At 60.4% G+C, this 14,484-nt stretch carries 12 protein-coding genes; 2 read left to right on the plus strand and 10 right to left on the minus strand.

Going from position 1 to position 14,484, the window contains the following annotated elements; all coding sequences use genetic code 11:
• Positions 1–43: 43 nt before the first annotated feature.
• The 6 genes from ACW9JC_RS23055 to ACW9JC_RS23080 form a co-directional block, all read right to left on the minus strand.
• Positions 44–718 carry a DUF3313 domain-containing protein gene (locus tag ACW9JC_RS23055; RefSeq protein WP_457457831.1) on the minus strand — a complete coding sequence of 225 codons (675 nt, stop codon included), beginning with the start codon at positions 716–718 and terminating at the stop codon, positions 44–46.
• A gap of 45 nt (positions 719–763) precedes the next feature.
• Complete coding sequence (locus tag ACW9JC_RS23060) at positions 764–2,032, minus strand: OmpP1/FadL family transporter (RefSeq protein ID WP_338581627.1); 1,269 nt, start codon at positions 2,030–2,032, stop codon at positions 764–766.
• A gap of 69 nt (positions 2,033–2,101) precedes the next feature.
• Entirely contained in the window at positions 2,102–3,715 is a 1,614-nt protein-coding gene (locus ACW9JC_RS23065; RefSeq protein WP_457457833.1) for an arylsulfatase, read from the minus strand.
• A 183-nt stretch (positions 3,716–3,898) separates the two neighbouring features.
• Positions 3,899–6,238: a TonB-dependent siderophore receptor gene (locus tag ACW9JC_RS23070; RefSeq protein ID WP_457457835.1), complete on the minus strand. Its 2,340-nt coding sequence runs from the start codon at positions 6,236–6,238 to the stop codon at positions 3,899–3,901.
• A gap of 77 nt (positions 6,239–6,315) precedes the next feature.
• Positions 6,316–7,152 carry a FecR family protein gene (locus ACW9JC_RS23075; protein ID WP_457457837.1) on the minus strand — a complete coding sequence of 279 codons (837 nt, stop codon included), beginning with the start codon at positions 7,150–7,152 and terminating at the stop codon, positions 6,316–6,318.
• Positions 7,149–7,673: an RNA polymerase sigma factor gene (locus ACW9JC_RS23080; protein WP_457457839.1), complete on the minus strand. Its 525-nt coding sequence runs from the start codon at positions 7,671–7,673 to the stop codon at positions 7,149–7,151. Before ACW9JC_RS23080 ends, ACW9JC_RS23075 begins: the two co-directional genes overlap by 4 nt.
• A 177-nt stretch (positions 7,674–7,850) precedes the next feature.
• On the opposite strand from ACW9JC_RS23080, the gene ACW9JC_RS23085 reads away from it, so the two are divergent.
• Positions 7,851–8,906 carry a hypothetical protein gene (locus ACW9JC_RS23085; RefSeq protein WP_457457841.1) on the plus strand — a complete coding sequence of 352 codons (1,056 nt, stop codon included), beginning with the start codon at positions 7,851–7,853 and terminating at the stop codon, positions 8,904–8,906.
• A 44-nt stretch (positions 8,907–8,950) separates the two neighbouring features.
• Here ACW9JC_RS23085 and ACW9JC_RS23090 read toward each other — a convergent pair whose 3' ends face one another.
• The 4 genes from ACW9JC_RS23090 to potE all read right to left on the minus strand — a co-directional run bounded on the left by ACW9JC_RS23090 (position 8,951) and on the right by potE (position 13,733).
• Positions 8,951–9,229 carry a DUF3303 domain-containing protein gene (locus ACW9JC_RS23090; protein ID WP_457457843.1) on the minus strand — a complete coding sequence of 93 codons (279 nt, stop codon included), beginning with the start codon at positions 9,227–9,229 and terminating at the stop codon, positions 8,951–8,953.
• Between the two features lie 215 nt (positions 9,230–9,444).
• A complete protein-coding gene (locus ACW9JC_RS23095) occupies positions 9,445–9,846 on the minus strand; it encodes a hypothetical protein (RefSeq protein WP_457457845.1) in 402 nt (133 codons plus the stop codon).
• A 195-nt stretch (positions 9,847–10,041) separates the two neighbouring features.
• Positions 10,042–12,327: an Orn/Lys/Arg family decarboxylase gene (locus ACW9JC_RS23100; RefSeq protein ID WP_338581618.1), complete on the minus strand. Its 2,286-nt coding sequence runs from the start codon at positions 12,325–12,327 to the stop codon at positions 10,042–10,044.
• Entirely contained in the window at positions 12,324–13,733 is a 1,410-nt protein-coding gene (gene potE / locus ACW9JC_RS23105) for a putrescine-ornithine antiporter (protein WP_448108348.1), read from the minus strand. The genes ACW9JC_RS23100 and potE overlap by 4 nt, the downstream gene beginning before the upstream one ends.
• A gap of 184 nt (positions 13,734–13,917) precedes the next feature.
• Between potE and ACW9JC_RS23110 the strand changes: the two genes are divergently transcribed.
• Positions 13,918–14,247, plus strand: a complete 330-nt coding sequence (locus ACW9JC_RS23110) for a hypothetical protein (protein ID WP_338581616.1) — start codon at positions 13,918–13,920, stop codon at positions 14,245–14,247.
• Positions 14,248–14,484 lie beyond the last annotated feature (237 nt).

Here is a 14,484-nt window from a genome sequence, read left to right on the forward strand (position 1 = left end):
CGCCATCGCCGGCAAGCCGTGCTCCTACACAAGAGCAATTGCCTTACTTGAGAAACGCCTGGAAGTCAGCACCCAGTTTGTCGATCGCCGCTTTGAAGTCCTGTGCGGTGATCTTCTGGCTTTCGTTGGAAAGCTGCGTGCCGAACACCTTGCGCACAACCTTGGCCACGGTCTGGTTGTTTTTTGCGTCTATGAACTCGGCTTCGATAAACAGCTCGGTGTCCTGATCCCGGTGTCCGGTGGCTGCCTGGGTCGCCCCGACAACAGCGGCGATGGGCACCACTTCATACCACTTCATACCTTCGTTGGAGGCGCTCACGCCCGTGATGGCGGCACGCATGACCAGGGTTTTCGACCCGGCCGGTGCCGCGCTCGGGCTGGAGACCACCCGGTATTTCTGGCCCAATGTGGCCTTGGCCTTGTTGGTCATGTAGTTCTGGATGTCGTTGAGCGTCTGCTGGTTGACCCGCTCATTGGGCTTGGGCGCCGGATAGAGTTCGAGTCGGGTGAACGCTACGGTGTCATAGGCATTCGCGTTCCATGACGGGCTTACCCAGCGCATCGCCGTACCGCCGCTTGGGGTGCTGACTTCTTGCAGGTTGTTGTAGTTGGACAGGTAGCCGGAGTACTGCTCCTTCTCGGTGACTTTCGAGGTGCAACCCCCGAGCAGGAGCCCGGTCAGTGCGGCGCCGATGAGCAAGTTTCGGGACAGGTTCATAGTGCGGTGTGCTCCTTGAGTAGTCGTTTAAGCGTAGTCAGATAATCAGAAACGCCAAGTCATGTTTCCGGTCACTGTTTGAATCCACGCGTTGTCGAACTGGCCGGAAAGTCGATTGCCCGACAACGATTTGCTTTGGTCCACTTCCATGTCACCCATCCAGATCATGGCCCAACTGAGGTTGACGTCAGTGTCCCTGTTCAGAGCATAGGTGGCTCCCGTCGCGATGCGCCAGGACTCGGCCATGGGCACAATCACCGAGCGCTTGCTGTCAGAAACAGCGCTGCTGTCGTAAGCCACGCCGAAGTTCCACAGCAGTTGCGGGGTGGCCTGATATTGCCCGCCGAGCGACAAATGCCAGGTGTCCTTGAAGCCTGCATCGACATCGGTCGACACGGCATTGTTGGCCGAGGTGTCGACCTGTGCACCGATTTCGCCGAACTCAGACCAGTCCTGCCAGTTGACCGAGGCGAGCAGGGCCCATTGCCGGTCCAGTTGCTGGAACAGGCTCAGGGTCAGGGTTTGCGGCACGGTCATGTCAAGTTGGGTCTTGGCGCCATCCAGGCGATTGAGCAACGGTCCGTTGCCCTTGATGTCGAGGCCGTCCTCGAACTCCAGATCGACCTTGCTGGTGTAGGTCAGACCGATGCGGGTGCCCGGTTGGGGAGCGTAAATCACGCCCACATTGGCGCCGAAGCCCCAGTCCTTGTCCTTGTATTTGAACTGGCCGTCTTCGCGTTCGGTGAACCCGAACGGCGAGCGATCGATCGCGGTCTGGGCCTGCAGCATGCCGTACATGGCCTTTACTCCGACGCCGATCGACCATTGCTCATTGAAGCGGTACGCCACACTGGGCACCAGCGACAGACCGAGCAGGCTGGAGTTTTGCGAGAAATATCGGCCGGACCATTCGTTGTCGTAATTGACGGCCAGGCCGAAATCGCCGTACTGGCCGAAGCCGACGCTCCAGTGATCGTCCAGTTCATGGCTGATGAAAAAACTGCCGCCGGGCATTGGATCAAGGGCACCGCCACTGCCGCTGCCCGCCACGTTGGTGTTGTCGTCGCGATCGAACTTGAGGTTGCCGTACAGCACCTGCAAACCACCGGTGATCTGCGTACCCGGCAGATAGCTCAAGCCCGCCGGGTTTGACGCTATCGTCGAGGGCCCTTGTGCCCGGGCAGCGGCGCCGGCGTTGGCGAGCCCGACGTTATCCGTACCGATTTCGTAGAGCATGATGCCGCCGGCATGAGCTTGCTGGCAGCACAGGGCCAGCACCGTAAGGGCGGGCAGGGCGGTTGTCTTGATCTGCATGGCGTTACCTCAGCAAATGTCCTTTTTTCCCTGAGGGTGGCCAGTCGCGGCCACCCGTGATCGGGCTGCTTACTTGCCCATGGCCGCCCGGGCCGCCTCGATCTTGGCCTTGACCGAGTCGAGGTTGAAGCTTGCACCTTTTTGCATGGGCGGAAATTCAATCGCGGTTTCGGCCAGTTTGGCCACTTGTTGTTGCACGAATACGAAACGCCAGAACTGGAACTTGAACCAGTCGAAATACTGCGTCGAACCATTGGCTGCCTGGTGCTGCGGCCAGCCGGCACGCTCGAACGGGTCCAGACGCAGGTTGGTCAGCACAGGCACGTCGATACTCACCTTGGCTCCCAGCCAGCCGTCAGGCTGATCGATGAAGCGGTACTTGTAGTCATCGATCCGTACCGCACCCAGTGAGCTCTCGCCGAAGTAGAAGATTTCATGGCGATTGGAAGGGCCCTTGCCGGTGATCATCGGTGTCTGGTCGTAGCCATCGAGATGCACTTTGTAGGTGGTGTCGCCCAATTGCTTGCCCTTGAGCAGTTCTGTGGTGATGTTCGGGTTACCAGCCGCCGCGACCAGCGTCGGGAACCAGTCCAGGCCGGACATGATGCCGTTGTTGATCTGGTTCGCCGGTACTTTGCCCGGCCAGCGAATGATCGCGGGAACGCGGAAGCCACCTTCCATCACCGTACCTTTACCCATGGCAAACGGTGTTTGCCCGCCATCCGGCCAGGTGAAGTTTTCCGCCCCGTTGTCGGTGGTGAAAATCACGATGGTGTTGTCATCCATGCCGTCTTTTTTCAGCTTGGCCATGACGTCACCGACGATGTCGTCGATCTGTGCCATGCCGGCCTCTTGTTCCGACCAGCCGTTTTCCGCATTGCGCATTGCTTGGTACTTGTCGGAAAGGTGGGTGACGATGTGCATGCGGGTCGGGTTGAGCCAGACGAAGAACGGTTTGTTGTCCTGTTTGGCCTTGTCGATAAAGCTGAAGGCCTTGTCACGGATTTCGTCGTCGACGGTTTTCATCCGCTCCGGATACAGCGTGCCGGCGTCTTCGATTTTCTGCTTGCCCACTTTGCCCCAGCGCGGCATCACGGTCGTATCGTCAGTGCTGCTTGCCCAGCTGTGCACCATGTTGCGCGGGCCGACGGTCGCCAGCAGCGCTTGCGGGTAATTGGGGTGCGCCGGATCTTCCATGGCGTCGAGGTGATAGAGGTAGCCGAAGAATTCATCGAACCCGTGCACGGTGGGCAGGAATTCATTGAGGTCGCCCAAGTGGTTCTTGCCGAACTGGCCAGTGGAATAGCCCATGGATTTCAGGGCTGCGGCAATGGTCACGGCTTGCGCGGGAATGCCGATGGGAGAGCCGGCCTGGCCCACTGTCGTCATGCCGGTACGGATCGGCAATTCACCGGTGATGAAATTGGCGCGCCCGGCGGTGCAACTGGCCTCGGCGTAGTAGTCGGTAAAACGCATGCCTTCGGCGGCAAGTTGATCGAGGTTGGGGGTTCTGCCGGCCATCATGCCCTGGTTGTAGACACCGATATTGGACCAGCCAATGTCGTCGCCCATGATCACCACGATGTTGGGTGCCTTGTCGGCGGCATGGCTCATGACGGGAAGCATGATTGCGGACATCAGTATGGGCACAGCGAGTATTGACGATAACGTTGTTCGGTTCATGTCGAGCTCCTGCGTACTAGCGTTAGTACTCTGAGACGAACCCCCGAGCGCCATTGATTTTGGGAACCCCCGCGAAGAGCGTAGGTTCGAATGGCGAAATTTCCAGTTATTGGCAACCGGTGTTTCAGCTCGCTTGCACCGGGGCCGGCGCCGGGAAAAGGTGCCAGCCCGGTACATCGCGGGTCAGAATCGGTAGTTCAAGCCCAGCGTCAGCGAACGCTCTGGCGCCGGTTGGCGTCCCCACGGGCTGGTGTCGATACCGCGGAAGTAATACTCGCGGTTGAACAGATTGCTGACCCCGGCCGAGGCGGTCAGGACGCTGTGGTCCTGCAACTTGAATTCCCGCTCGATCGCGGTGTTCCACACCCAGTACGCCGGAAGTTTGCCCACGGACGCGGTGGCATCTTCGTCACCAGAATTGGCGGCGTCGGTATAGGCACTGCTGACGAACAATCCGTCGAGGCTATACGTCCAGTGTTCGGCAAAGTGATAACGGCCGTCGATGTTGAACTGGTTGCGCGACGCGTACGGCACTTCGTTGTCCTTGAAGGCGCCGTTGCGCTGTTTGGCATCGAGGTAGGCGTAGCTGGCGTGCAGGTCGAGATCGGGCAGCGCCGACGGAGTCCAGAACACTTCGGTCTCGATCCCCTGATGGCGGGTGCTGCCGAGGTTGACGAAGCGGTCGGTGGTGGCGTTGTAGACGATCTGATCGCTGAAATCGATGCGGTACACGCCGAAGTCCACGCGCAGACCTTGCCACGGCGTGTAACGCACACCGGTTTCGTAGTTCCAGGCGAGTTCGGCGCCGACGTCGCCTTCCTTGACGATCTGCGTGACCTGCGGCGGGCGCAGGGATTTTTGCGCGTTGGCGTAGACGAACCAGTCATCGCTGGCCTGGTAACCCACGGTCAGGCCCGGCAGCCATTCCTCGGATTTGTTTTCATTCTTGAAACCGGTGATGCCGTCGTCGTAGTTCATCGTCGCGTTTTCGTAGCGCACGCCCGGCGTGATCGTCAGGCGATTGTCGAGCAGGCCGATGGCGTTGCTGAGGTAGAACGCCTTGGCTTCGTCGTCGAAGGTCCAGTCGCGAAACGGCGTGGTTCTTCCCGTGGCGAGGCTTTCGCGATTGACCTTGTAGTCGATGTCTTCACGCACGTAACGCGCGCCCAGCAACCACGTCTGGCTGAGCTGGTCGCCGTCGATGCTCATGCTCAGGCGCGGTTCGCTGCCCCAGACCTTGAAATCACGCGGGCCATCCTGCTTGGTCACCGCCGCGCCGTCCGGGGTGAAGGGCAGGCCGACGACGAAGTTGCGGTAGCTGTTGTGGGCGAAATTGGTCCAGCTGAACTCCACCGAATCGAACGGCCCCATCGCGCCGAGCTGCTGGGTGTAGGTGCCCCAGACCCGGTCGGTGTCACCTTCGAAGCGGTCCAGTGGGCGGGTCGACTGGCGCGGGTCGTCCTTGTAGTCCTTGACGCTGAGGGCACCGGCCAGGTCCATGTCGGCTACATAGCGCTGCACGCCGAAACTCAAGTCGCGATTGTCATCGATGTTCCATTGACCACGCAGGCGATAGTTCTGGATGTCGCTGTCGGAATGCTCGCGGGCGGTGTCGCCGTTGATGGTGTTGAGGTCCAGTTGCAGGCCGAAGTTGTCGGTCAGGTAGCCGCCGGTGCCGAGGTAGGTGTCCCACATCTGGTGACCGCCGGCGTTGAACGTGGTGCGTTCCTGCAGGGTGGTTTCCCATTCCCGGGGAATCGGCTTGCTGATGAAATTGATCACGCCGCCGACGTTGTTCGGGCCGTATTGCACGGCGGCGCCACCACGCACGACATCGATGCGGTCGACGGTCGCCAGGGTCACCGGGAACAGCGACAACCCGGTCTGGCCATACGGCGCGAGGGCAAGAGGAATGCCATCGGACAGGGCTTGCACCCGGCCGCTGCGGCTTTCATACAGGCCGCGTACGGAAATCTGCGGCAGGGCGCCGGTGCCGGTTTCGTCGAAGATTTTTACGCTCGGCACCCGTTGCAAGGCATCGTCGACGCCACGCACGCTGGCCTTGTGCAGGTCGGCTTCCTTGACCATCGAGCGACTGCCGGCGTAGGTGAGAATTTCCGGATCGGTCGCGCCACCGAGCACGTCGCCACGGATCACCATCGGGGCGATGTATTCGGGTTCGGCCGGCTTGGCCGCGGCAGGTTCCTGGGTTTGCGCCGGAACGACAATGAAAGTGTGGTCGTCGCGAACCTGTGATTGCAGGCCGCTGTGGTCGAGCAGTTGCGACAATGCCTGTTGTGGCGTGTAACTGCCCTTGAGTGCCTTGGTGGTTTTGCCCGTCGTGATGTCGCTGGCAAAGATGATCTGCACCGACGATTGCCGCGCCAGGGCATTGAGCGCCTTGTCCAGGCTGGAGCTTGGCAGGTCGAGTTCGACCTTTTCCTGCGCCTGGGCCGGTGTCGCTAGGGCGAACAACAGGCTGGCGGCGAGGGCGGACAATGGCAAATGCCGGCGGTGTTTCATGGACGGTGTTCCTTGGAAAGTGGGGGCTGTACTGACTAGCCGCCACGAGCGCAAGAAAACCCTACCTCCCTCGGCAGTTATTTTTTCGTCGCCTTGCGCCGCACGTGAAGGGTGCCATCGAATTCGCTGTTGAGGCTGACCGGCAGGATGCTCGGCAACAGCTTGAGCAAGTCCTCGACGTTGCGGTTATCGAACACGCCGCTGATCGGCAGGCTGGCGAGACTCGGGTCATCAAGGATGATCGCCGGCTTGCGGTAGCGCTGAATCTGCACCAAGGCTTCGGCCAGCGGTGTGCGCTCGAAAATCAGTCGACTGTCCTTCCAGGCAATCGCCGCGTCGGTGTCGACCGCGATCGGCTGTTGCAACAGGTGCTGTCGCACATCGACTTGTTGCCCAGGCATGAGTTGAACACTGTGTTTGGCTGCCGTTCTGTCGTTCACGTTTACGGCACCGCGCACCAGCGTCACCCGCACCCCATCCTCAAGATGACTGACACTGAACAGCGTGCCCAACACGTTGACCTGCGCGACACCGGCATCGACGCGGAAAGGGCGTACGAGGGTTTTGGACACATCGAACAGCGCCTGCCCGGCTTGCAGTTCCACACGCCGTGAGCGCAGATGCCAGGCGACCGTGGCGCGGCTGTCGCTGTCCAGGGTCATGCGGCTGCCGTCGACCAGTTTCACCACCCGGCGCTCGCCGATCACAGTATGGAACTGCTCGCTCTGGTAGGCCGGATCGAGCCACACCAGCCCTGCGCCGAGCAGCACCAGCAAGATCGTCGCGCCGAGTGCCTTGCGCGGTTTGCGCGGGGCTGGCGTGGGCATCGGGAAGCGATTGCGCAGCTCCTCGCGATGGCGCGCCAGGGCTTCGTCTTCGCGGGTCGATGGGGTTGGGATGGGCGACTGGCTCATTGGGCACGCTCCGTGTCAGCCAGCACTGCACGGCAGGCGGCCAGGCCCAGACGCAGGTGTTTTTCCACGGTCTTCAAGGAAATACCCATGCGCGCGGCCACTTCGGCCTGGGGCAGTTCATGGATTTTGTGCATGACGAACACCATCTGGCAACGCGACGGCAACCCGGCGATGGCTTGTGCCAGACGCTCCAACTCGCGGGCTGCCTCATACTGCTGCGCGGGCAACGGCGCCTGGCAAGCCGCTTCAGGCAACTCGGGCATGACCACGACCCAGGCCTGGCGCCGCCGCTCGCTGCGGTAGCGACTCACGGCCTGATCGTGAGAGATTTTGTGCAGCAACGCCAGCGGCGTGTGCACGCCTTCCTTTTCGCGCTTCTCCAGCAACTGCACACAGACGTCGTGCACCACTTCGCGAGCAAAACCACGATCACCGAAGCGCCGACGAACACGGTCGACCAGTTCGTCGTAATGACGCACCAGCGTGCTGATCAGCGAAGGTTTGGTGGAATCGAAAGGCATGACAGACCCGAGACGAGGCAGAACGACGGCAAATATAAATGAGAAAGCTTTTCATTCATAGCCTCGGCAAAGTGGTTTGAGCGGCATTGCGAGAGCGTCTCTTCATTGATGGACACAGTAGTGGCTATTTAGTAGCCTTCCGCGCTTTCCATTGCATACGCCCCCTCAAGGACGAACATGTTGGCCCTTAACTTTCAATCATCGCGCGCCGTTGCCACGGTAGCGTTGTTCTCCGTTTTGCTCGGCGGCTGTGTAGTCAACGGCACTTATCCCGATGCCACCCAGCCGGATGCCGCCAAGCTGCGCTTCGTCACCAGCATGCAGAACTCGACGTTCTCCTACTTCGATGCCGCGCATTGTGACGGCCTGACCACTGGCGCGCTCAACAACATGTTCACCAGCGATAGCCAGCGCCGGGTCGGCATGAGCGTTGCGCCACCGGCTGACGCCAAGGATTACCTGGAGATCAAACTCAAGCCCGACCAGGATGCTTACCTGCTCGCCCAGGCGGGTGGCTACTCAGTGTGCGGCAGCGGTTTCAACCTCAGGCCTCAACGGGGAGCGGAGTACGAGGTGACCCTGAAGGCCGGGCGCGGCTATTGCCTGACCACGCTGCAGCGTGTGCAACGTATCGATGGCAAGGATGTGCGCACGCCGATGTTGCTCGACCGCAAAGGCGTTGCAGCCTGTGAAGGACGCAACGCGTTCTTCCCGAAAGTGCCGCCGGCATTACCGGATACGCCGCATCGCGTGACCTTGATCGATCAAATCATTGGCAGTTCCGTGATTGCATCGATGAAGCCCGATCCGGCCAAGCCGAGCATTTCAGCGCCGGACAACCTCGACAAATTGATCACGGAGCGCAAGGCCAAGCTCGGTTTTGCGCTGCCGGACGACTACTGGACGCTGTATCGCCAGAACCTGATCGCGTTCGAAGAAGACATGGCGGCAAACAAGGGCGAGACGCTCAAGCGTTACACCGAGGAATACCGTGTGCGCCTGCAACGACTTGACGATAAGCAACTGGAGCAGTGGGCGCTGCCGGAAGACAAATCGGCCAAGCCTGCCAATGCGGCGGCGTTCGCGGAGTACAAGGCGATGGCGATCTACTACTTCCAGATCAGCAATCGCGTGACGTTTGAAACCGTCGGCCGCCACCTGGAGCGGATGGCGCAGATGGATCAACAGTATGGCGTGTGCGCGCGTTATTCCGACTGCTGGAGAAACATCTGAAGAAAACATGAGGCGGTGAACTACGCTCGCCGCCTCAATAGCGATTATCCGCCGGCAGCGGCTGCCAGCAGTGGCGCGATTTGCTCGTCGGTCAACGCGGCCTGGACTTCCATGTTCATGAGGTCGCTCCACTGCAGTACCCACTTCTGAATCGGTACCGGATCACTGGCTTCGGCAATACCAAAACCGGCTGCGCCACCGACGGCGTGCCAGCGGCCGAGCATCTTGACGCCTTCCGGCGGGGCGCCACCGGTCTTGAGAAAACGCTCGATCGCACTGTTGCGATTCGCTGAACTGATCGTCCAGCTGACGATGAATAACATTGGCCACCTCCTTCCAGGGATTGGCACCTGTCTGTCATTTCGTACCGGGTTGGCGCCGGGACCACGGTCACGTTTGCTATTGCCTCGAAACGATTTCGTCCTGCAGAAGGCATAGCAGTGCCACGTACTTCACGTACGACCGCTGATCCTGTTTTTTCAGTCTTTTCAGGAGGTTGTTTCACCAGCGAAACAGCGGCAGCGGCCTGGTGGAATCATCACGCATCCCGCAGCAGGTCATTGGCGCTGAGGAGTTCGTAAGCGATTTCGGGGCGTTTTTCCATGGCGCGGCGGATCGCCGTCGGGATCGACGCGCGGGTCTTGCGGCACAGCCCCGGCAGTTCGCCGACGTGGATGCCGATGCCGCGCATGGTGCGCACTTCGTTGAAGCTGGGGACGATGTCGACGCGGATGCCCAGTTGCTCGAACATGCGCCGTTGCAGGTGCTCCAGGTCCTGGAGGCTCGACAGGTTTTCCAGGCGCTCGATCAGGCGTTTTTCTTCCGCGCGGGTCAGAAACAGGATGCGTACGTCGGCCCCCGGCGTTTCCAGCAACGGGTCACGCCCGCAATCGCAGGCACCGGGTGGGCAGGGTTGGCGAATCGGAGCAGAGGTGGTCATGGGGTTCAATCATAGAGTGCTGTGATTGAGTTTGCCCATAGGGATTGGACTGAAGGTGATCCAATGTGGAGCGCGGTCCCTTGTGGGAGCGAGCTTGCTCGCGATAGCGGATTGTCTGTCACATCGATTTTGAATGTGCCGACGCCATCGCGAGCAAGCTCGCTCCCACAGGGGTTACGGTGAACCTGGCTTACATCATTTCAGGACCAGCATCCGATAAACCCCGTTCTCGGCTTCGATCCCGTGTGTGTCATGGGTGAAACCGGGGAAGGATTTGTCGAAGGCTTCCAGCGCCTTGAGATAGGCCAATAGCGGGCCGTCCGCCGGACCGGCATTTTCGCCCGGCATCAGCAATGGAATACCCGGTGGATACGGCACGATACCGGTGGCGGCGATGCGTCCGGCAGCTTGTTCCAGGGTCACCAGTTCGATGTCGTTGCGCACCAGTTTCTCGTACGCCTCCACCGGGCTGAAGACCGCTTGCGGAAGCGTGCCGAACGCATTGGACATGGCTGAGGTGGTTTTGTGTTTCTTCATGGCGGCGAAGATTTCGTCGGCCAGGTCCTTGAGGCCCATGCCCGCGTAACGGGTCTGGTTCCCGGCCAGCAGGTCCGGCAGGCACAGCTCCAGTTCGACGTTGTCGTCGTAGTCGCGCTTGAAGTCGAGGAGGGCGTTGACCAGCGTGCCCCATTTACCCTTGGTGATACCAATGGAGAACAGGAACAGGATGGTGAAGTCCGTGGTTTTCTCGACGACAATGCCTTGGCGTCCGAGGTACGCGGTCAGCACACAGGCCGGGATACCGGTTGGGAGCAGATTGCCGTCGTCGCCCATGCCGGGGCTGAGCACCGAGACCTTGATCGGGTCCAGCATGCAGTAGCCTTCCTCGATGTCGCCGAAACCGTGCCACACCTCGTTCGGGTGCAGGACCCAGCAGTTCGGTTCGGTTTTCAGCAGCACCGGGTCGACCTCGTGGAACGGCACCGTGGCATTGCCTACCTGTACGGTCGGCGGCTGCCAGCAGGTGAAGAACCAGTCGTTCTTGCTCAGCATCTCGTTGTGCATGCGCGAGATGACCTGACGGAAAGACACCGCTTCTTCAATCGATTCGCTGGTGAGGATTTGCCCGCTGGGCGCTTCCATCATCGCCGAGCTGACGTCGCAAGACGCCATGATCGCGTAGTTGGGCGAGGTCGAGGCGTGCATCATGTACGACTCGTTGAACCGCCCATGTTCGATCGGGTTGCGGCCGTTGCGCACGTGAATCATCGAGGCCTGGGAAAGCGCCGCCAGCAGTTTGTGAGTTGATTGCGTGGCGAATACGGTCGGCTTCGACGCATCGTGATCGTCCGGGCTGCCGTGCATGGCATGGCGGTCGCGGTACAGCGGGTTGAAGCGCGCGTAACCGTACCAGGCTTCGTCGAAATGCAGACGGTCGACGCTCTGGCCCAGCAGTTCTTCGACGCGGGTGACGTTGTAGGTCAGGCCGTCGTAGGTGGAGTTGGTGATGATCGCGTGAACCGGCGTCGGATCGATGCCGTCCTTGACCATCGGATTGTTGGCGATGGCCGCTTTCACGCCTTCGGCGCTCAGGGTTTGCGGGAGGATCGGACCGATGATGCCGTAGCGGTTGCGGGTCGGCACCAGATAGGTCGGCAGCGCCCCGGACAGGGTCATCGCGTGTTCTGCGGACTTGTGGCAGTTACGGTCGCACAGGGCGATCTGGTTGCGCGTGACGCTGGCCATGAGGATCACGCGGTTGGACATCGACGAACCGTTGGTCACGTAGTAAGTGCGGTGGGCGCCGAACACCTTGGCGGCGTAGCGTTCGCCCTGGCCGATGGGGCCGCTGTGGTCGAGCAGCGAACCGAGTTCACCGACGGAAATCGACAGGTCGGAACGCAGCAGGTTCTCCCCGAAGAATTCATAGAACGCCCGGCCTGCAGTGCTTTTCAGAAACGCGGTGCCACCGGCATGCCCCGGTGTGTGCCAGGAGTATTCATAGGACCGGGCAAACTTCACCAGCGCCCCGAACATCGGCGGCAGCGCGGCCTGACGATAGCGCTCGATGGCCGCCAGGATGCGGCCGCTGAGGAAGCGGCTGGTGTCCTCGGGCAGCCAGATGAAGTCGTCGGCGTGCTGCATGACCACCAGCGGAATGCTCGACGCGGTGCTGCGGTCGCTGATCAGGAACACCGGCACGCGGGTATTGCGCTCGCGCAGGCTGATCAGCAGCTTGATGCACTCGTCGTGGCCCTCGCTTTTATCCATCTCCCAACTGAGCAGCACACATTGGATGGCCGGGTCCGAGCGCAGGATAGAGGTGGCGTCGCTCAGGGATTCAGACGCCAGCACGTGAACGGCGCGCTCTTCCACGTCGTTGACCAGCTGTTGCAGGGCGCGACCGAAGACGGTGCGCTTGTCCGGCGGGCTGCTGACCAACAGGGTCAGCATCCCGAGGGAGTGTCTATATTCCGTCATGATTGAGTCTCCAGTGCGACAGATTTCAGGTTATTGACCGGTACCGGTTCGGCGGTGAGGTGCTGCGCGCTGACGGTCTGGGTCGGTACGCTGTTGTTGAGCGCTTCGAGACGGATCAGGCGGTTGTTGACGAAACCGAACAGCGTGTAGCCGAAGATGGTGGCGACGCCGCCGAGCATCAGCGCCTGCTCGCCCGAACTGTAAAGCGCCAGATAGCTGTAGGCCGCCGCGACCCAGGCGATGATGTTGGTCGCCAGAGCCTTTCCAGGCGGTACGTTGGAGACTTTTTGCATGGTCATCAACGCGGCCATCGACAGGATGTACGGCACCAGGTTGGTGACTACGGCGAGGTTGACCAGGGTGTCGAACTGTTTGCTCAGGTTGGGGCTGATGGTGAGCAGGGCCAGCGCAGTCTGCGCCGCCAGCAGCACCAGCATGCCGACAATCGGCGTTCCCGCCTTGTTGGCCTTGGCGAAGATCGACAGGAAGTAACCGGTGTCGGCCGAGCTTTTGTACACCTGCGCGATGGTGAACTGCCAACCGAGCAACGAGCCGATGCAGGCGAGCACCATCGCCGCCATCACGATGTCGCCGATCAATGGGGTGAACATATGGGCGAACACCAGACCGAATGGCGCGGTGGAGGAGACCAGTTCAGCGTTGCCGACGATACCGAAGATAACGTTGGTGGAGACGATGTAGATCACCGCCGCCCCCAGGGTGCCGCCAAGGACCGCAATCGGCACGTTCTTCTCGGGGTTTTCCACTGCGTCAGTGTTGGCGCAAGCCGATTCCAGACCAAGAAACGCCCACAGGGTGATTGCCACCGAGGCACCCGCCGCTTCGAACCAGGATTTGTCGTGGGGGTTCCAGCCAGCGGCATAAACGCTGCTGTCGAACCAGAACCAGCCGACGGTCGACACCAGTACCACCGGAGCGATCACACCCCAGACCGTGATGGCGCCGATCCGGCCGGTGATCCGCGCACCGCCGAAGTTGGCGAAGGTGGTGATCCACAACAGCGCGATGGTCGCCAGGCCCACTTGTAGTGAACCAAGCTGAACGTTGAACAGCACCTGGATGTAGCCGACCGCAGTAATGCTGATCGCCACGTTGGCGATCAGCAGCGACAGGCCGTAGGTGTAGTTGGTGATGTAGTTACCGGCCTTGCCGAAGGTGTATTCAGCGTAACCGCCCATGCCACCGGTCTTTCGACTGAGCATCCCGCAACGCGCAAAGGCATAGGCCAGTGCGAGTGAACCTGTGGCCGTGACCAGCCAGGAGAGAATCGAAATTGCGCCGACTTCCGCGAGTTTTGTCGGTAGTAGCACAATGCCTGAGCCCAACATGTTGACGGCGGTCAACATTGTCAGTTGCCCCACACTCATTTTCTTTGCGACTGACATTCCGTTGCCCCATTAGTTGGCAGAAGAGACTGATAGCTATAGCAAAGGATTGAAATGTCGCAAGAAAATGACTTTCGTTTACTGACTCAGATCAGCTGTTGAGGGTAAGGCATTATGCTGGCCCCCAAGTCTTTCGATTGTCGCCAGAATCGCTGGAATTTCAGGCGGTTAGGGTGGCATTTACATGCGCAATGTGTGGATCGCGCTGATCTCGTTCAGCGTTGCAGGCTGTGCAGTTTCTGCCCAGGCCAGGGAACTGAAGCCCGGTGATACTTATATGTGCAGTTGGGGGGCGGGAACGGCGGCCAGAGCGCAGGAACTCAAGTTGTCCGGGGTTTCGCTGTATGCGGCGCGGCAAAAAATCCAGTCTTACAAGTTCGCCAAATCGTGGATGAGGATGATGGCGATGGGGATTACCGAGCAAACTTATGACAGCCCGACGAAGATGAAGCCGGCGGCATTGCGGCAGAGTTTTTATGATGACTGTGTGAGGTATAAGTTGGCGCGTAAGTGATGCTTTTGGGTACATATCCATTGCTGCGGTAACGGCGGCTGGCGGTTTCGCCCCGAGCTAAAAAATAACCAAAAAAACGTTCGCCGCGGGCGTCCGGCCCCTCGCTCCGGCATTCATCCGGGGCATCGCCTCCGGTTGGCTTGTACGCCGATCTCCTGTGGGAGCCAGCCTGCTGGCGATGGCGGCCTGACAGCCGACCTGATTTTGTGCTGTATCACGCCCAATGTAGGAGCTGCC

This window comes from Pseudomonas sp. SDO5591_S426 (assembly GCF_054070755.1).